The sequence below is a fragment of the Hydrogenophaga aquatica genome (assembly GCF_054780915.1).
Genome location: NZ_BAAGVK010000009.1, coordinates 56,087 through 73,267 on the forward strand (window position 1 = coordinate 56,087; position 17,181 = coordinate 73,267).

The window sequence follows — 17,181 nt, forward strand, 5'->3', positions numbered from 1 at the left end:
GACCTGATCAGAAGCGCGGCAGATCCGGGTGGGCCAGTTTGCCCGCGCGCACCAGCATCTTGCCGTACTCGGCGCAGCGGTGCAGCGTGGGAATCACCTTGCCCGGGTTCAGCAGGCCCTTGGTGTCAAAAGCGCGCTTTACGCCGAACATCAGCTCGTTTTCCTCGGCGCTGAATTGCACACACATGCTGTTGAGCTTTTCCACGCCCACCCCATGTTCCCCCGTGACGGTGCCGCCCATGGCAACGCTGGTTTCCAGAATGTCGGCGCCGAACAGCTCGCAGCGGTGCAGCTGGTCAGGGTCGTTGGCATCGAACAGGATGAGCGGGTGCAGGTTGCCGTCACCCGCGTGGAACACGTTGGCGCAGCGCAGGCCGTATTTCTTTTCCATCTGCTGGATCGCCAGCAGGATGTCGGCCAGGCGCTTGCGCGGGATGGTGGAGTCCATGCACATGTAGTCGGGACTGATGCGGCCGGACGCCGGGAAGGCGTTCTTGCGACCGCTCCAGAAGCGCAGGCGTTCCGCTTCGTCGCGGCTCACGGCAATGGCCGTGGCGCCAGCGGCGCGCAGCACCTCGCTCATGCGGTCGATCTCTTCCTCCACCTCTTCCGGCGTACCGTCGCTTTCGCACAGCAGGATGGCTTCGGCCGTCAGGTCGTAGCCCGCATGCACGAAGTCCTCGACCGCCGCCGTCATGGGCTTGTCCATCATCTCCAGTCCAGCGGGGATGATGCCGGCGGCGATCACCGACGCCACCGCGTCGCCCGCCTTGCGCACGTCATCGAAGCTGGCCATGATGCAGCGTGCCAGCTGGGGCTTGGGCACGAGCCTCACGGTGACTTCGGTGGTCACGGCAAGCATGCCTTCGCTGCCGATGAGCACGGCCAGCAGGTCGAGCCCGGGCGCGTCCAGCGCGTCACCACCGAAGGTGACGGGATCGCCCTCAATGGTGTAGCCGCGCACCTTGAGCACGTTGTGCACGGTGAGGCCGTACTTCAGGCAATGCACGCCGCCCGAGTTCTCGGCCACGTTGCCGCCGATCGTGCAGGCAATCTGGCTGCTGGGGTCTGGGGCATAGTACAGGCCATGCGGGGCGGCGGCTTCGCTGATGGCAAGGTTGCGCACCCCAGCCTGTACCACGGCCGTCTGGGCCAGTGGGTCGATGGACAGGATGCGGTTGAACTTGGCCAGGGACAGGGTCACACCCATGGCATGGGGCATGGCGCCGCCGGACAGGCCGGTGCCTGCGCCCCGGGCCACCACCGGCACGTCCAGCGCATGGCAGGCGCGCAACACAGCCTGCACCTGGTCCTCCGTCTCGGGCAGGGCCACGGCCAGCGGCCGTTCCCGGTAGGCGGTCAGGCCGTCGCACTCGTAGGGGACGGTGTCTTCCGGCGTGTACAGCAGGGCGTGGGCCGGTAGCACGGCACCCAGCGCACGCACCACCTCGGCTTGCCGGGCTGCGCGGTCTGGGGCCTGGGTCTGGCGGGGGACGGCGAGATCGTTCATCGTCCGCCAAGTTTAGGTCAACCCCCGCGGAAAAGGTTTGAAAAAACCTTCAGCCGCTTGTGAAAGACGGCATACGGCACGCGCGTGGTGGGGTTTGACCTGCATCAAGATTTGTGTCCCATGCCTGGGCATACCTCTTGAAAACCGGCAGGGGCAGCGCTATTTTTTCCATCAGGACCCGTCACGGCAACGCCGGGTTGCCGTCGTGGTCTGTCAACCCCATGCCAGTCACAGAGGAGTGAACCATGAACAGTCTGATCACGCGCGGCAGTTTGTTTGACGATTTTTTCAAGGACATGGCGCCTGGCTTCTTCGTGCGCCCGCTGCACGGGGACCCGCTGCCGCAATCCATCAAAGTGGACATCAAGGAGAACGGCCAGTCCTACACCGTGGAGGCCGAGATGCCAGGCATCCCCAAGGACGACATCCAGGTGACCATCGAGGGCAATGTGGTGACCCTCGGCGCCGAGGTCAAGCAGATGGACCGCCAGACGGCCGACGAGAAGACCTTGCGCAGCGAGAGGTACTACGGTTCGGTGATGCGCAGCTTCCAGTTGCCCATGGACATCGACAAGTCCGGTGCCAAGGCCCGCTACGACAACGGCGTGTTGACACTGACCCTGCCGAAGAAGACCGGCTCTGGCAGCCACCGTCTCACCATCGACTGACGGCCGATCCCTGCCGGATGTTGGGTCAGGCCAGCACTTTCCTGAGCCATTCGGCGAAGGTTGCGCACTCCCAGCGGTCCATGGTGCCGGTGCGCCAGCACAGGTAGTGGGCGTGCGGGCTGGGTACGTCCGTGAGGAAGGGGGCGCTATCCCCCAGCCTCACGAGCGAGCCGTTCTCTATCCAAGGTGCCCCAAGCTTGTGCCTCACCAGCGCCACACCCATGCCCGCGGCCGCGCCGTCGCACATCAGCCCGATGTCGTTGAACTGTGAGCCGTCGGCGGGTTCGGGCCAGTCCAGGTGGTTGGCCGCGAACCACGTCCGCCAGGGCTCCAGGGGGCTGCGCAGCAGCGGCACGCCCTCCAGGTCCTCGGCGGTTTCGAAGGGGCCGTGTTCTCTCACGAACGATGGGGAGGCCAGGGGCGTGATCACGTCTTTCATCAGGCAGATGTGTTCGACGTCCGCGTAGCGGCCCGTGCCGTAACGGATGGTGAGGTCGGCGTCCTCCGCCACCACGTCGAGCAGCGGAATGCTGACCTGCAGGGTCAGGTCGATCTCCGGGTAGGCCTCGGCGAACTGCTTGATGCGCGGCATGACGATGGACCGCGCGAACGTAGGTGTGATGGCCAGGCGCAGCTTGCGCCGGCCAGGGTTGGCCTGGGCACTGGGGAACTTCTGCAGCGTGGCCAGCCCCTCGCGCACGTGGGCCAGGTACTCGCTGCCCTCGGTAGTCAGGGAAAAATCGGCCCGGCCGAACAGCTTCACGCCCAGTATCTGTTCCAGCTGCTTGACCCGGTGGCTCACCGCGCTGGGTGTGACGCATAGCTCCTCCGCCGCCTGCGTGACGCTGCGCAAACGGGCCAATGCCTCGAAGGTCAGGAGGCACTGTATGGGAGGAATGCGTACGGCCATGGGGGTGTGATGATGAGCTGCTCCGGCACGAGATATGCTTGCTTGGCCGGGGGCGTTTGGCACCTATTGTCGCAAAACGCAGGGGTCCCAAGGAGTGGTTGGCGCACAACGCCTGTCCGCTCGTGTTGCTGAGGAGGCGAAACATGTCTGGATATGGAGGCTCGCCGGGGCGGGCGGCGGCGGTGCGGAGCATGACTGCCACGGGGTGGATGTCTTTGTGGGCAGCCCGTCTGCGTGCGGCGCCGCGGCCGAGCGTTGCGGGGCACGAAGGTGTTGCCAGGTGGATTGATGGGCTGACGGTGCGAGCCAGCTTGTTGATGGCTTTCGCGACCATGCTGCTGGGGGCGTTGGCCATTGGGGCGTTTTCGCTTCGCCAGATGGGTGGTCTGAACGACGCCAGCCGTGTTCTCTACGATCAGGCCTACCGTGCGGGTCAGGCCGCTGAACAGGTGCGCAGCGGGATGTTGCGGGCCAGCCGGGCGCAGTCGCAGTTGTTGACTGCCACCACAGCGGCAGAACGCGACACGTTGGGGGCGCAGATCGCGAGCAGCCTGCGGCATGTTGACGAACAGACAGCCGTTTTGCGAGCCTTCGCTTCCGAAGAGGACTCTGCCAGCACCGTCGAGGCGTTGGTGGCAGCGGAGGCCACTTTTGCCCGTTTGCTGGACGGGTATGTTGCACTGGTCAAGGCTCAGCCCCTGGATCTGATGCTCATGAGTCCCGATGTGGTGACGCAGGACGCACGCCTGCAATATGAAACTCGCAAGCTTGAAAAAATTGTCGATGAGCTGACCGCGAAACGTGCACAGTCTGCGGAGGCGACTTTGGCCAATGCAGACCACATTTACCAGGTGTCCATGGGGTGGATGGCTGCCATCACCCTGGCACTGGTGGTGTTGGCAGGCGTCATCAGTGCCTGGGTGACGCGGCGCCTGACCCGTCAGCTTGGAGCGGAGCCTGCACATGCCAAGGCGATTGCGGGGGACATTGCTCAAGGCCGATTGAACGGCCAGATTCGTGTTTCTTCACGGAATGAGGGCAGCCTGATGCATTCCCTCGCCGAAATGCAGGCGCAGCTTGCGCGGACGTTGCGTGAAGTGGCCGCAAGCTCCCGGCAGGTGGCTCAGGCGTCTGGCGAGATCACAGCCAGCAACCAGACGCTGGCACAACGCACCGACCAGCAAACACAGGCTCTGGCGCAGGCAGCGGTCAACATTCGGCAGATGGCCGACATTGCCCGCCGAAACGCTGATGGGGCAGGCGAGGCAGCAGCACTGACAGCTCAGGCGCACCAGGCGGCGCGCGTTGGCAGCGACGTGGTGGTTGACGTGGCCCAGACCATGGAACAGATTGACCAGGGCACTCGTGCCATCCAGTCCATCACCGGTGTCATCGAGGGCATTGCTTTTCGCACCAACATCCTGGCGCTGAATGCGGCCGTCGAGGCTGCGCACGCCGGAGAGCATGGCAGGGGGTTTGCCGTGGTTGCTGCCGAAGTGCGCGAACTGGCCAGGCGCAGCGCCGATGCTGCGCGCGAGATCAACGACATCATCCACGGCTCCACCGCAAAGGTGCAAAGTGGTGTGGAACAGACGCAGAAAGCCCGCGACGCCATCTGCAAGGTCACCGAAGCCATCCAGTCGGTCAGCAATGTGATGGAGGATATCTCCGTGGCTTCGGCCGAGCAGAGCGAAGGGATTGCGGAAATCAACCAGGCCGTGAACGGGCTGGATGCGGGCAACCAGCAGAATGCAGCCTTGGCGCAGCAGGGCGTGGTGACAGCCCGCCTGTTGGACACACAGGCGCGACGGCTGGACGAGTTGCTTAGCCGGTTCGAGCTGGGCACCCAGGACTGAGCGCCCGTCCCGCGTTTACTTGAACACGACCGTCTTGTGGCCGTTGAGCAGCACGCGGTGCTCGCTGTGCCATTTGACGGCTCGGGCCAGCACCTGGCTCTCGGTGTCGCGGCCTATGGCCGTGAGGTCGTCCACCGTCATGCTGTGGTCCACGCGTGCCACGTCCTGCTCGATGATGGGGCCCTCGTCCAGGTCGGCCGTCACGTAGTGGGCCGTTGCGCCGATGAGCTTGACCCCCCGGTCGTGCGCCTGGTAGTAGGGCTTGGCTCCCTTGAAGCTGGGCAGGAAGCTGTGGTGGATGTTGATGGCCTTGCCCGAGAGCTGGGTGCACATGTTGTCGCTGAGGATCTGCATGTAGCGTGCCAGCACCACCAGTTCGGCCTGCTCTTGCCGGATGATGTCCAGCTGACGTGCTTCCACTTCGGCCTTGGTTGCTGCCGACACGGGCAGGTGGTGGAAGGGGATGTTGTAGCTGGCCGCGAGCTGGTAGAAGTCGCGGTGGTTGCTGATGATGGCGCGGATGTCCAGACGCAGCAGGCCGCTTTTCCAGCGGAACAGCAGGTCGTTGAGGCAGTGGCCTTGCTGGCTCACCAGCAGCACCGTGCGCATGGGCTCGCGCAGCGGGTGCAGGCCCCACTGCATGGTGTGGGCTTCGGCGAAGGCCTGCACCCGCTGGTGCAGCTCGGCCGCGGGCAGGCGGTCGCAGACGAACTGCACCCGCATGAAGAACAGGCCGGTGTCGTGGTCGTTGTATTGGGCGGCTTCCTCGATGTTGCCGCCGTGTTCCAGCAGAAAGCCCGAGACGGCGTGCACGATGCCAGGCTTGTCCTGGCAGGACAGGGTCAAAACATAAGTGGCGTTCATGATGGCGTGATTGTCGCAGCCTTGGCGCGGGTTCATCGGGGGAGCCGCTGACGCAACTCCGCGCAGTGGTCCTGCCGGGGTTGGCTGTCTGTGGGCCAGTGCGTGCCCGGCGCTGGTGCCACCCGGTCGCCTGCCGGGCCCATGAGCACGGATTGCACGGCGCCAGCCGACGCTGGCCAGGGCACTTGCAGCTGGCGCAGGTGGTGCGCCACGCCCAGGTCTTGCCTGGCGTGCTCGTTGCCGCAGAGCAGCACGGCGGTGCGGCCTGGCTGCCAGGCGCGGGCCACGGCATGCGCCATGGAAACGTCGCGTGCGATCTGGATGCGTGTCATGCCCGGAATGTGCTGTTCGGGCAGCAGGTGGCAATGCCCTTCGCGCACCCGCTCCCGCAGCGTCTTCAGGGCCGGCGCGGGCAACAGGGCGTCCAGCGATTCGTCCTCCATGGCCTTGCGCATGCCATCCCGCGGCAGGTTGCCCCCGAACACGGGAGCGCCAGCGCGCACCGCTGCCATCACCGGCTGGCGGTAGCGGCTCCATGGCCAGGCACCGTCCTGCCAGGCCAGAGCGCGCCGCACCTCGTCCTCGCTGGCGGTGGGGGGCAAGCCGCGGGTGCTCTGTCCCTGCTCTGCCATTTCCAGCACCAGTGCCGCCAGAACGCCTTCCGACGCCAAGGCTCGCAGCACGGCTTCCTGCAGGGGCGGGTGGTCGGGCGCATCGTGCATTTCGCCCAGCAACAGTGCCGGGCAGGGCAGCAGCGGCCGCAGGCGCTCCGGCAACTGCTCGACACGAACAGTTACCTTTGTGTCTGTGAGCGGGGCGCAGCCCGCCAGCCAGACCGACCCCAGGGCGCCAAGGGCGGACCTGCGGGTATACCGGTCAAAAAGGTCAACGGCGAAGTCTCGCATGGAACGTGTGGGCGTGCAGTTGCTTGAAAACTCTCCCGGACCGCTGTGCGGTTTTTCGGTTCCTGACGGTGTCTGGCCCTGCAAAATGGGCACCGCGTCCTTGGGACGCATTTTTTTTGAAAGGACTCCGCATGCAAATGAACGACACCATCGCCACCCTGCCCGTTGCAGATGGCAGACTGCCGGTCAATCGCGTGATCCAGAAATGGTTTGCCAGATGTTTCGCCATTGTGTTCCTGACGCTTTCCGGGGCCATCCTCCTGTCGGGCTTCGCTCTGGCGCTGGATGGGCTGGCGACCGGGACGGAGGCGTCGCAGATCATTATCAAGGTGGTGAACGACTGTGTCATCGCCATTGCCGTTTTTGAACTCGCTATAGTCATCAACAAGGAGTACGGCCATGAAAGCCAGCACGATGTGGTGGCCATGTTGCGCCGCACCTTGCCGCGCTTCATCGGCACCGTGTGCGTTGCGCTGGCGCTTGAGGGGCTCATCATGGTCATCAAGTACAGCCAGCTGGATCGCGCGGGCAACCTGTACTACGCCGCTGCCACGGTGATCAGCTCAGCGGTGCTGCTCATGGCGCTGGGTCTGTTTCTCAAGTACGTGCCAAACGAATAAGAAGGCGCGGCCGTTTTACCTGGGGGGAGGAGGGGCTTATTGCTTCCGCACAAGTTCGCACATTGAGGGTGGCGGGCACGCTGGCGCTGGCCTGGCTGGCGGCACTGGCATGCGTCTGGCTGTCCACACCGATTCCCTGGATGATCGGTCCGCTGCTGGCAACGGCAATGGTGTCCCTGGCGGGGGCGCCCACCGCCAGCCACCACCGCCTGCGCAACATTGGGCAGTGGGTCATCGGGGCGGCGCTGGGCCTGTATTTCACCCCCGAGGTCGGGCGTCTGGTGGCCAGCCTGTGGTGGGCCGTTGCACTGGGCATTGCCTGGGCCTTGTGGCTGGGGTGGGTGTTCGGGCGCTGGCTGCAGCGTGTGCACGCCCCGCATCTGGGACTCAGCCTCTCGCCAGCCAGCCTGCGTGCCACGACTTATTTCGCGGGCTCGATTGGTGCAGCATCGGAGATGACGCTGCTGGCCGAGCGTGCCGGCGCGCGCACGGACCTGGTCGCGGCTGCACACAGCCTGCGGGTGCTGATGGTCACGCTGACGGTGCCTTTCGCCATGCAGTTCCTGGGGGTGTCTGGCGTTGAATTGTTTGCTGGGCCTGCGCGGCGGGTGGACCTGATGGGGTTGTTGTTGCTGGGCGTCTGCACGGGCCTGGGCGGTTGGGTGGCGTACCGCTTGAGGCGTGCCAACCCCTGGTTCATGGGGGCGCTGTTCGTGGCCATCGGGTTGACGCTGGCCGGGCTGGAATGGTCGGCGCTGCCTTCGTGGTTGACCAACGCTGCACAACTGGTCATTGGCGTGAGCCTGGGGGTGCGGTTCCGGCCGGCTTTCCTGCACACCGCGCCACGCTGGCTGGCGTCGGTGGCGCTGGCCACCTTGCTCATGATGGCGCTTTGCGCCGCTTTCGCCTGGGCGATGTCTGCGGTCACGGGCCTGCACCCGGCCACGCTCGTCCTGGCCACGTCTCCCGGAGGTATCGCGGAGATGTCCATCACCGCCAAGGTCCTGCATCTCGGGGTGCCGGTGGTCACCGCTTTCCAGGCCTGCCGGCTGGTGGCGGTGCTCATGCTGGTCGCACCGATGTACCGCTGGCTCGAAGCGCGCCAGCCCGCGTAGCGCATGCGCGGCAGCCCCTCCTGGAGCCGATAAGATACTCATACATCGCACTGGCACGTGCCCACGGGCTGCGCGAACGGTGCGCCTGCTTTGCAACAACACCTCAGGAGAGTTCCATGGCCAAGAAAGCCGCTGCCCCCGCCAAGCCGTTGAAGATGGACATCGGTATCAGCGAAAAGGACCGCGCAGCCATTGCCCAGGGTCTGAGCCGCCTGCTGGCGGACACCTATACCCTGTACCTGACGACGCACAACTTCCACTGGAACGTCACTGGCCCGATGTTCAACAGCCTGCACGACATGTTCATGCAGCAGTACACGGAGTTGTGGAACGCCGTCGACCCCATCGCGGAGCGCATTCGTTCCCTGGGCCATGTGGCGCCGGGCTCGTACGCACAGTATGGCAAGCTCAGCTCCCTGCCTGATGCCCCGGAGGCACCGCCCAAGGCGATGGAGATGGTTCGTATCCTGGCGCAAGGCCACGAGGCTGTGGCCCGCACCGCACGCAGCATATTCCCGCTGGTGGAAAAGGCCAGTGACGAGCCCACCGCCGACGTGCTGGTGCAGCGACTGACCGTGCACGAGCAAGCTGCCTGGATGTTGCGCAGTCTGCTGGAGGAGTGATCCACCGCTTGCCAGGCCCCCCTGGCAAAAAGAAAAAGCCCTTGCGCAACCCGCAAGGGCTTTCTTTTTGAGCGGCAGAAACTCAGTGGACGATCACGGGCATCTGCGCGAGCGTGGCGTAGCCTTCCAGCGTGTCTTCCACCTCTTCCTGGGTGGGCGTGTTCTGTTGCCAGGCCAGGATATGCTGCTGGAACATCTCGGCCCAGGAGCCGTCCAGGTAAACCTCTTTGCCAGAGCGTTTGTCGACGATCTCGAAGCCATGGCGTGGCAACTGCGGGCCGGCCGGCTCAACCTCCACCCCGTCCTTCTGGTCCGGGGCGTTGGCGAAGATGTGGACCACCGCGAATGAATCAGAGTCGTAGAGCATGTGCATGATTCAAATGTCCTCGAAACGCGAAAACCCTGCAAGCATCCGGCCGATCCCTGCGCTGCAGCTTTCGACCTTTTTGCAACATCTTGGAGATGGGGTTGCCGGTTTTGGTTTCAAGTGCCCGGATCAGCGGTGGCTCAGGCGCTGGTCGACGGTGTCGCCGTCTTCTTCAACAAGGAGGATGCGCACCGGCATATGATGCATTTCGGGGGCCAGCCAGAGGGTCATCCGGGTGTCGCCAGGGTGGCGGGCCTCCCGCTCCAGCTTCCAAGCAGTGAGCTTGCCCGCACCTGTATCGATGGTCTCGCCCCCCCGCCAGACGAACGTCCACGGCTGTGCCTGGGCCGGGCTGAGCACCGGCAGGCTCCAGCTCTGGCCGGGTGCCGGAGGCGTTTTCTGCCCGGCCAGCAGAAAGGCCAGCTGGAAGAAAAGGCTCAGGCGGTCCTGTGCGCCCGCTGGAAGGGGGAGTACAGCACCTGATGGGTTTGAGGTGTAGCTCCCTTTGGGCCAGTCCATGTCCAGGCGGCGCTCCTTGCGCGCACGGTCGACGAAGGTCTCTGGGCGCAAGCCCTGCGTGCTCAGGGTTCCCTGGCTGGTCTGCACCCGGCTGCCGAGGAACGTGGCGCGCAGCAGCATGGTGGTTTCGTAGCGTTGGCCGTCGTGCTTCCAGTTCAGCGTCGCCTTGGCACGGTAGGGGATGCCCTTGGCGTTGCCGGAAACGTCATAGGCCCACTCTGAGGGCGCAGGCAGGCCTGGGGCCTTGCCGTTCTGTGCCCATGCAAGCCTCGGGGCCAGAGCGGCCAGCCAGGGCAGGCACAGCAACCCTCGGCGCAGGCGGGATGTGGAGCGAGAAGGAAGCATGCGCCGGATCGTACACTCCGCTCAGACCGGTTTGTGCCGGCAATGCGTATCCAAACGCAAGTGGTTTTTACGTTGCCGCCTCGCCTTCTGGCGAGGCACAGGAACTCCAGATGAAACTCGCCACCTACAAGGACGGCTCGCGCGATGGCCAGCTCGTGGTCGTGTCGCGCGACCTGAGCACCGCGCATTACGCCACCGGCGTCGCTCACAAACTGCAACAGGCGCTGGACGACTGGAACTTCATCGCCCCGCAGCTGCAGGATCTCTACGTCACCCTCAACCAGGGCAAGGCCCGGCATGCGTTCGCCTTCGATCCGCGCATGTGCATGGCACCGCTGCCGCGGGCCTACCAGTGGGCAGACTGTTCAGCCTACCTCAACCATGTGGAGCTGGTCCGCCTGGCGCGCAACAGCGAGGTTCCCGCCGACTACTACACCAGCCCCCTGGTGTACCAGGGTGGCAGTGACGACTTCCTGGGCCCGACCGATGACGTGACTGTGCCCGACGAGGCCTGGGGCATCGACTTCGAGTCGGAAATCGCCGTCATCACCGGTGACGTGCCCATGGGGGCCACGCCCGAGCAGGGGCTGGATGCCATCCGCCTGGTGATGCTGGCCAACGACGTGTCGCTGCGGCATCTCATTCCCGACGAGCTGGCCAAGGGCTTTGGTTTTTTTCAGAGCAAACCGGCCACGGCCTTCAGCCCGGTGGCCGTCACGCCTGACGAGTTCGGCGACGCCTGGCAGCACGGCCGTCTGCACCTGACGCTGCAGTCCACCTGGAACGGCCGCAAGGTGGGCATGTGCGACGCGGGTGAGATGACCTTTCACTTCGGCCAGTTGATTGCGCACCTGTGCAAGACGCGGCGGGTGCGCGCGGGCAGCATCGTGGGCAGCGGCACCGTCAGCAACAAGGGCGTGCAGGTGGACGGCCGCCAGGAATGGCCCAAAGGCTACAGTTGCATTGCGGAAAAGCGCGCTATCGAAACCATCCAAGACGGCAAGCCCGTGACCGGTTACATGAAGTTTGGCGACACCATCCGCATCGAGATGAAGGGCCGCGACGGCCAGAGCATCTTCGGCGCGATTGACCAGACCATCGCGCCGCTGGACTGACAGGAGCACACATGCAAGTCTTTCACAACCCGCTGCATGGCGGCCATGTGGGCCGCCACGAGATGTTCCGGGGCAAGCTGGTGCCCTGCCACGAAACCCCGGACCGGCTGGACCATGTGCTGGCCGAGCTGCGCCGCCGCCAGGTGGGCTCGCTCGCCACGCCCGGCGAGCCAGACGAAACGCTGCTGCGCCAGATCCACACCGAACGCTACCTGCACTTCCTGGCCACGGCGTGGGACGAGTGGGTGGCGCAGGACCCGGCCAACGCGGCGCTGGACATCCTGCCTTCGGTGTGGCCGGGCCACGCCTTCCGCACCGATGTGCTGCCCTCCAACTTTTCGGCGCGGGTGGGGCTGTTTTCGTTCGACGCGGGCACGCCCTTGACGGCAGGCACCTGGGCGGCGGCACGCGCGGGCGCCGCTTGCGCGGTGGATGCGGCGCGCGCCGTGGCCGGGGGGCAGCGTGTGGCGTTTTCGCTGTCGCGCCCGCCCGGGCACCACGCGGGGCCGGATTTCTTCGGCGGTTATTGCTTCCTCAACAACGCCGCGCTGGCGGCGCAGGCCTTGCGTGACGCGGGCGCGCACCGCGTGGCCGTGCTGGACGTGGACTACCACCACGGCAATGGCACGCAGAGCATCTTCTACCGGCGCGACGACGTGCTCACGGTTTCGCTCCACGGCGACCCGCATACCGAATACCCTTTCTACCTGGGCTATGCCGACGAGCGCGGTGAAGGACTGGGGGAGGGCTGCAACGTCAACCTGCCCATGCCGCGCGGTACAGGGCCTGACAAATGGTTCGAGACCCTGGCTCACGGCCTGCAGGCAGTGGCCCGCCATGGTGCGCAGGCGCTGGTGGTGTCGCTGGGGGTGGATACCTACGAGGGCGACCCGATCTCGGGCTTCCACCTGCGCAGCGACGACTACTTCCGCATGGGCGAAGCCCTGGCCGGCGCGGGCTTGCCCACGGTGTTTGTGTTCGAGGGCGGCTACGCCGTCGCGGCCATCGGCGTGAACGTGGTCAACACGCTCGAAGGCTTCCTGGCGGCTGCGCGCTGACGCTGCAGCCCCGGCCGCTCAGGTGGCGTAGACGCTGTCCAGCGAACGGAAGCCTTTGACCTCGATCGGGTTGCCGAACGGGTCCAGGAAGAACATGGTCCATTGTTCGCCGGGCTGGCCCTCGAAGCGCACCTGAGGCTCCAGCACGAAAGCCACGCCAGCGCCACGCAGGCGTTCAGCCATGGCCTGCCAGTCGGGCAGCGCCAGGATCAGGCCGAAGTGGGGCATGGGCACCAAGTGGTCACCCACGTGCCCGGTGTTCGCGGTGGCGAAGGGTTGCCCCAGGTGCAGCGATATCTGGTGCCCGTAGAAGTCGAAATCGACCCATGTGCCGGTGCTGCGGCCTTCCGTGCAACCCAGCACCCCGCCGTAGAAGCGGCGGGCGGTGTCCAGGTCGGTGACGTTGAAGGCGAAATGGAAGAGACTGCGCATGCGAAAGAGGATAGCAGCTCTGGCCAGCCAGCCGGGGCTTACAGGCTGGGAGGAACCACGCCGCCCTTGGCACGCTCGGCCTTGTCCTGGCAGGCAAGGCAGCGCAAGGTGGTGGGGCTGGCATGCAGACGGGCCGTGGGAATGTCCACGCCGCAGTCGATGCACAGGCCGTACTGACCGGATTCGATGCGTTTGAGCGCCTCGTCGATGGCGGTCAACTCGGCCGATTCGCGTTCGTCCAGCGCCATGGCCAGGTTGCGCTCCCCGTCAACCTGCGTCCAGTCACCGCTTTGCACGTCGTGCCGGTCACCTGCTGCCTCTGCGCGCCCGATCTTTCCGCCGCGTTGCGCCCGGATCTGCGCGATCACATCGCTGCGCATCTGTTGCAACTGCTGAGCAAAGGTGTCGGAAATGTTCTGGCTCATGGGTGAATACTCCTGATGTGAAACGCGGCAGAACGGCCTGCGTTCCATTGCTCATTATGTTGAGGTATGGCGTCTTCCGGTGTGTTGATACACGTCAAGCTGTGGCATGCTTACGAACACGGCCCCACACGGAGACCTCGATGAGCACCCCCGACATGAACGCCTTTGCCAAGTACATTCCCGGTTTCGAGTTCCTCCAGAACCTGACCCGGCAGGCTGCGGCTGGGGGCACCCCCGATCTGCAGTCGGGCGTGCCAGGCATGCCGCCCCTGAGCCAGTGGGTGGCGCCCGTCTTTGACGTGGAGGAGCTGGACAAACGCATCCAGGACATGAAGGCCGTGCACTTCTGGCTGGAGCAGAACACCAAGGCGCTGGGGGCCACCATCCAGGCGCTGGAGGTGCAGCGCATGACGCTGGCCACGCTCAAGGGCATGAACGTGAGTCTGGCGGAGATGGCCGATGCCTTCAAGATGAAGCCCGAGGCCAAGGCAGCGCAGGAGCCACCGGTGCAGCCATCCACCCCGCCAGAGCCCGAAGGCGGAGACGCGGTTGCTGGCGGGCCAGCCGTGGACCCGATGCAGTGGTGGAACGCGCTGACGCAGCAGTTCCAGACGATTGCGGGAGAGGCCATGCGCGACATGACCGACCAAGCCACGCGTACCGCCGAGCAGATGGCACAGACCATGCAGCAGGCCAGTGCTGCGGCGACCGGCCAGACGGATGCTTCGGCGGGCCAGGCCAAAACAGCCGCCACCAGGAAAACCGCCAGCAAGACGGCCCGCAAGGCTTCGTCCAAGCGCGCGCCGGCACAGGCCAAACCCAAGGCGGGCACCCGAGCGCCAAGGTCCGCGCCCAAACCATGAAGCTGTTTCCGTACGCCCACGCCACCCACCCGCAATGGCGCATGGCCGCCGCGCTGGTGCTGGCGCAACTGCGTGCGCAGATGGTGTTGCCCGGTCATGCGAGCGGCCCGGGGCTCGCGCTGCTTTACATCACCGACCACTACGCCGCCGAAGCCCAGGACATTCTGGACCACCTGAGCGCGGCCTTGCCCGAAGTGAACGACTGGGTGGGTACCGTGGGCGTGGGCATCTGTGCCAACAACGCCGAGTATTTTGACGAACCTGCTCTGGCGGTGATGCTGTGCGACCTGTCGCCCGACCAGTACCGCGTGTTCAGCGGCGTGGCACCCCTGCCCGCCGCCCAGGGGGCTGGCGGCTTCACGGCGCAGACGGCATTGCTGCACGCCGATGGCGCCACGCCGGATGTGGCCGAACTCATCGCCGAGATGGCCGAACGCACCGCCACGGGGTATGTGTTTGGCGGCCTGGCTTCGAGCCGAGGCGCCTCCATCCAGTTCGCGCGTTCCAGCCGGGGCGCGCTGGCTGGCAGTGGACAGCGTGGCGCGGCGGGAGTGTTCCATGGCGGACTCAGTGGCGTGGCCTTTGGCCCGCAGGTGGCGCTGGTGTCGCGCGTCACGCAGGGTGTGCGGCCCGTATCTCCCACTCATACCGTTGACCGTGCCGATGGCAACGTGGTGCTCAAGCTCGATGGGCAGGACGCGCTGGACGTGCTCCTGCAGGATCTGGATATTTCCCTGGAGGAGCCGCAAACCGCAGTGGCAAGGTTGCGGCAGACGCTGGTGGGCATGGCTCCCGGCCGCAGCCAGACGCCAAGCCAGGTGGCGGGCCGTGTGCCTGCGGCGTTTGGCGAGGACGTGCTGGTGCGCCACCTGATCGGCCTGGACCCGGGGCGCCGGGGCATTGCCGTGGCCGACCGGGTGGAATCAGGCACGCGCCTGACTTTCTGCGAGCGTCACGTGCAGGCGGCGCGCGCCGATCTCATGCGCATCTGCGCCGAGATACGCGAGGAGCTGGAGCCCGAGGAGCTGCCGGTGGAAACGGCGATGGCACTGGCCGACCATGAGGTGCGCGCCTTGCCCCACCCCGCGCGCCGCATCGCCGGTGCCTTGTACATCAGCTGCAGCGGTCGTGGCGGCCCCCACTTTGGCGGGCCGAGCGCCGAGTTGCAGATCGTTCGCCATGCCTTGGGTGACGTGCCTCTGGTGGGGTTCTTTGCCGGAGGCGAGATCGCCCACCACCGCCTGTACGGTTACACCGGGGTACTCACGGTGTTCACCAGCGCGGCTGAGTGACGCGGGCCGGCTCCCGGCGGTGCTGACGCCGGTGCGTCCCAGGCCCTGCGGCACAATGCTGCCCACCACGGGGGTGGCGCACCGAAGCCGCCCGTGCACAGGAGGAAGTCCTACCCATGAGCCATGCGTCCACCCGCCACGAGGGCGGGCAATTCAGCCTGCTCGGGCAGCGCCGCTTCGCGCCCTTCTTCTGGACCCAGTTTCTCGGCGCCGCCAACGACAACCTGTTCAAGTTCGCGTTCACCGTGCTGGTGACCTACCAGCTGCAGGTGCAGTGGCTACCGGCCGAACTGGCGGGCCTGGTCATCGGGGCGCTGTTCATCCTGCCATTCCTGCTCTTTTCCGCCACCAGCGGGCAGATGGCCGACAAGTACGACCGGCGTCTGCTCATCGTCTGGCTCAAACGCACCGAGTTCCTCGTCATGGCCGTGGCGGCCTGGGGGTTTTTCGCCCAGAACATCCCTGTGCTGCTGGCGTCCATCTTCCTTATGGGTACGCAGTCGGCGGTGTTTGGTCCGGTCAAGTACGCCTACTTGCCGCAGCATCTGACCGAGCGTGAGCTGACCGGTGGCAATGGCGTGGTGGAGATGGGCACCTTTGTCGCCATCCTGCTGGGCAATGTGGCGGGCGGTCTCATCATCGCGGTGCCCGAGATCGGCGCACACCACGTAGGCTTCACCTGCATGGGGCTGGCCGTTCTGGGGCGCGTGGCGGCGCAGTACATACCGGCATCGCCAGCCATGGACCCTGGCCTGCGCATCAACTGGAACCCGTTGAGCGAGACCTGGCGCAACCTGAAGCTGGCACATGGCAACCTGGTGGTGTTCCGCTCGGTGCTTGGCATCAGCTGGATGTGGTTCTTCGGCGCGGTGTTCCTCAGTCTTTTCCCCGCGTTCGCCAAGGACGTGCTGCACGGGAATGAGCAAGTGGCCTCGCTGCTGCTGGTGGTGTTTTCCATCGGCATCGGCACAGGCTCGCTCTTGTGCGAGGTGCTGAGCCGCCGCCACGTGGAGATCGGTCTGGTGCCGCTGGGGGCCATTGGGATGTCTGTGTTCGCCATCGACCTGTACTTCGCCACACGTGGCCTGCCGCCTGCGCAGGGCCTTGGCCTGACCGCCTTTGTGGCTGATATGGCCCACTGGCGTGTGCTGCTTGACCTGGCCTTGCTCAGCCTGTTCGCGGGGCTGTACAGCGTGCCCATGTACGCACTCATCCAGATGCGCAGCGAACCCACCCACCGCGCGCGCATCATCGCCACCAACAACATCCTCAACGCGTTGTTCATGGTGGTGAGCGCCGTCATCACCGGGGCGCTGCTGCAGGCCGGTTTCACCATTCCCCAGGTCTTCCTGTTCCTGGGCGTGGCCAACGCCGTGGTGGCGTTCTACATCTTCATGCTGGTGCCGGAATACCTGCTGCGCTTCGTGGCCTGGGTGGCGTCACGCTTCATCTACCGCTTCAAGGTCACGGGCGACGAGAACATCCCCACCGCAGGTGCCGCCGTGCTGGTGTGCAACCACGTGAGCTTTGTGGACGCGGTGTTGCTGATGGCCGCCAGCCCGCGGCCCATCCGCTTCATCATGGACCACCGCATCTTCCAGGTGCCGGTGCTGGGCTGGCTGTTGGTCCTTCGTCATTTCGTGTGGAACACAACACTCACAATGCTCCCCTGGTTGTTGAGCCCGGTGGGCATG

General features: G+C 65.5%; 18 protein-coding genes. 10 read left to right on the forward strand and 8 right to left on the reverse strand.

All coding sequences use genetic code 11. The features are described from left to right. Positions 1-7: 7 nt before the first annotated feature. Positions 8-1,510, reverse strand: a complete 1,503-nt coding sequence (locus ACYVHH_RS06875; protein WP_460564390.1) for an FAD-linked oxidase C-terminal domain-containing protein — start codon at positions 1,508-1,510, stop codon at positions 8-10. Between the two features lie 245 nt (positions 1,511-1,755). Between ACYVHH_RS06875 and ACYVHH_RS06880 the strand changes: the two genes are divergently transcribed. Beyond that, a complete protein-coding gene (locus ACYVHH_RS06880) occupies positions 1,756-2,178 on the forward strand; it encodes an Hsp20/alpha crystallin family protein (protein ID WP_460564391.1) in 423 nt (140 codons plus the stop codon). 25 nt (positions 2,179-2,203) lie between these two features. Here ACYVHH_RS06880 and ACYVHH_RS06885 read toward each other — a convergent pair whose 3' ends face one another. After that, positions 2,204-3,088 carry a LysR substrate-binding domain-containing protein gene (locus tag ACYVHH_RS06885; RefSeq protein ID WP_460564392.1) on the reverse strand — a complete coding sequence of 295 codons (885 nt, stop codon included), beginning with the start codon at positions 3,086-3,088 and terminating at the stop codon, positions 2,204-2,206. Positions 3,089-3,297: 209 nt separating this feature from the next. Between ACYVHH_RS06885 and ACYVHH_RS06890 the strand changes: the two genes are divergently transcribed. Further along, positions 3,298-4,944: a methyl-accepting chemotaxis protein gene (locus ACYVHH_RS06890; protein ID WP_460564410.1), complete on the forward strand. Its 1,647-nt coding sequence runs from the start codon at positions 3,298-3,300 to the stop codon at positions 4,942-4,944. A gap of 15 nt (positions 4,945-4,959) precedes the next feature. Here the strand turns inward: ACYVHH_RS06890 and purU are convergent, their stop codons facing one another. Both purU and ACYVHH_RS06900 read right to left on the reverse strand, forming a co-directional pair. Next, positions 4,960-5,808 carry a formyltetrahydrofolate deformylase gene (purU, locus tag ACYVHH_RS06895; protein ID WP_460564393.1) on the reverse strand — a complete coding sequence of 283 codons (849 nt, stop codon included), beginning with the start codon at positions 5,806-5,808 and terminating at the stop codon, positions 4,960-4,962. Between the two features lie 32 nt (positions 5,809-5,840). Continuing rightward, entirely contained in the window at positions 5,841-6,713 is an 873-nt protein-coding gene (locus ACYVHH_RS06900; RefSeq protein WP_460564394.1) for a ChaN family lipoprotein, read from the reverse strand. 131 nt (positions 6,714-6,844) lie between these two features. Between ACYVHH_RS06900 and ACYVHH_RS06905 the strand changes: the two genes are divergently transcribed. The 3 genes from ACYVHH_RS06905 (at position 6,845) to ACYVHH_RS06915 (ending at position 9,071) form a co-directional block, all read left to right on the forward strand. Beyond that, complete coding sequence (locus ACYVHH_RS06905; protein WP_460564395.1) at positions 6,845-7,333, forward strand: hypothetical protein; 489 nt, start codon at positions 6,845-6,847, stop codon at positions 7,331-7,333. Positions 7,334-7,395: 62 nt separating this feature from the next. Next, positions 7,396-8,448 (forward strand): AbrB family transcriptional regulator, encoded by a 1,053-nt coding sequence (locus ACYVHH_RS06910; RefSeq protein ID WP_460564396.1) that lies wholly within the window; start codon positions 7,396-7,398, stop codon positions 8,446-8,448. A gap of 116 nt (positions 8,449-8,564) precedes the next feature. Continuing rightward, complete coding sequence (locus ACYVHH_RS06915; RefSeq protein WP_460564397.1) at positions 8,565-9,071, forward strand: Dps family protein; 507 nt, start codon at positions 8,565-8,567, stop codon at positions 9,069-9,071. Positions 9,072-9,153: 82 nt separating this feature from the next. Here the strand turns inward: ACYVHH_RS06915 and ACYVHH_RS06920 are convergent, their stop codons facing one another. Both ACYVHH_RS06920 and ACYVHH_RS06925 read right to left on the reverse strand, forming a co-directional pair. Further along, positions 9,154-9,444 carry a BTH_I0359 family protein gene (locus ACYVHH_RS06920; protein ID WP_460564398.1) on the reverse strand — a complete coding sequence of 97 codons (291 nt, stop codon included), beginning with the start codon at positions 9,442-9,444 and terminating at the stop codon, positions 9,154-9,156. 123 nt (positions 9,445-9,567) lie between these two features. Continuing rightward, positions 9,568-10,302, reverse strand: a complete 735-nt coding sequence (locus ACYVHH_RS06925) for a DUF3108 domain-containing protein (RefSeq protein ID WP_460564399.1) — start codon at positions 10,300-10,302, stop codon at positions 9,568-9,570. A gap of 110 nt (positions 10,303-10,412) precedes the next feature. Between ACYVHH_RS06925 and ACYVHH_RS06930 the strand changes: the two genes are divergently transcribed. Next, the gene (locus ACYVHH_RS06930) at positions 10,413-11,417 is read left to right on the forward strand and encodes a fumarylacetoacetate hydrolase family protein (protein ID WP_460564400.1); all 1,005 of its coding nucleotides are present in this window, start codon (positions 10,413-10,415) and stop codon (positions 11,415-11,417) included. An 11-nt stretch (positions 11,418-11,428) separates the two neighbouring features. After that, positions 11,429-12,475: a histone deacetylase family protein gene (locus ACYVHH_RS06935; RefSeq protein ID WP_460564401.1), complete on the forward strand. Its 1,047-nt coding sequence runs from the start codon at positions 11,429-11,431 to the stop codon at positions 12,473-12,475. Positions 12,476-12,493: 18 nt separating this feature from the next. On the opposite strand, the gene ACYVHH_RS06940 is transcribed toward ACYVHH_RS06935, so the two are convergent. Then, positions 12,494-12,907 (reverse strand): VOC family protein, encoded by a 414-nt coding sequence (locus tag ACYVHH_RS06940; RefSeq protein ID WP_460564402.1) that lies wholly within the window; start codon positions 12,905-12,907, stop codon positions 12,494-12,496. A gap of 38 nt (positions 12,908-12,945) precedes the next feature. Continuing rightward, on the reverse strand, positions 12,946-13,332 hold the full coding sequence (locus tag ACYVHH_RS06945; RefSeq protein WP_460564403.1) for a TraR/DksA family transcriptional regulator: 387 nt from the start codon (positions 13,330-13,332) through the stop codon (positions 12,946-12,948). A gap of 140 nt (positions 13,333-13,472) precedes the next feature. Here ACYVHH_RS06945 and ACYVHH_RS06950 point away from each other — a divergent pair, with 140 nt between their 5' ends. The 3 genes from ACYVHH_RS06950 to ACYVHH_RS06960 all read left to right on the forward strand — a co-directional run. Beyond that, the gene (locus ACYVHH_RS06950) at positions 13,473-14,195 is read left to right on the forward strand and encodes a PhaM family polyhydroxyalkanoate granule multifunctional regulatory protein (protein ID WP_460564404.1); all 723 of its coding nucleotides are present in this window, start codon (positions 13,473-13,475) and stop codon (positions 14,193-14,195) included. After that, positions 14,192-15,487 (forward strand): FIST signal transduction protein, encoded by a 1,296-nt coding sequence (locus tag ACYVHH_RS06955; protein ID WP_460564405.1) that lies wholly within the window; start codon positions 14,192-14,194, stop codon positions 15,485-15,487. Before ACYVHH_RS06950 ends, ACYVHH_RS06955 begins: the two co-directional genes overlap by 4 nt. 116 nt (positions 15,488-15,603) lie before the next feature. Further along, on the forward strand, positions 15,604-17,181 hold a 1,578-nt coding region (locus ACYVHH_RS06960; protein WP_460564406.1), incomplete at its 3' end, for an MFS transporter.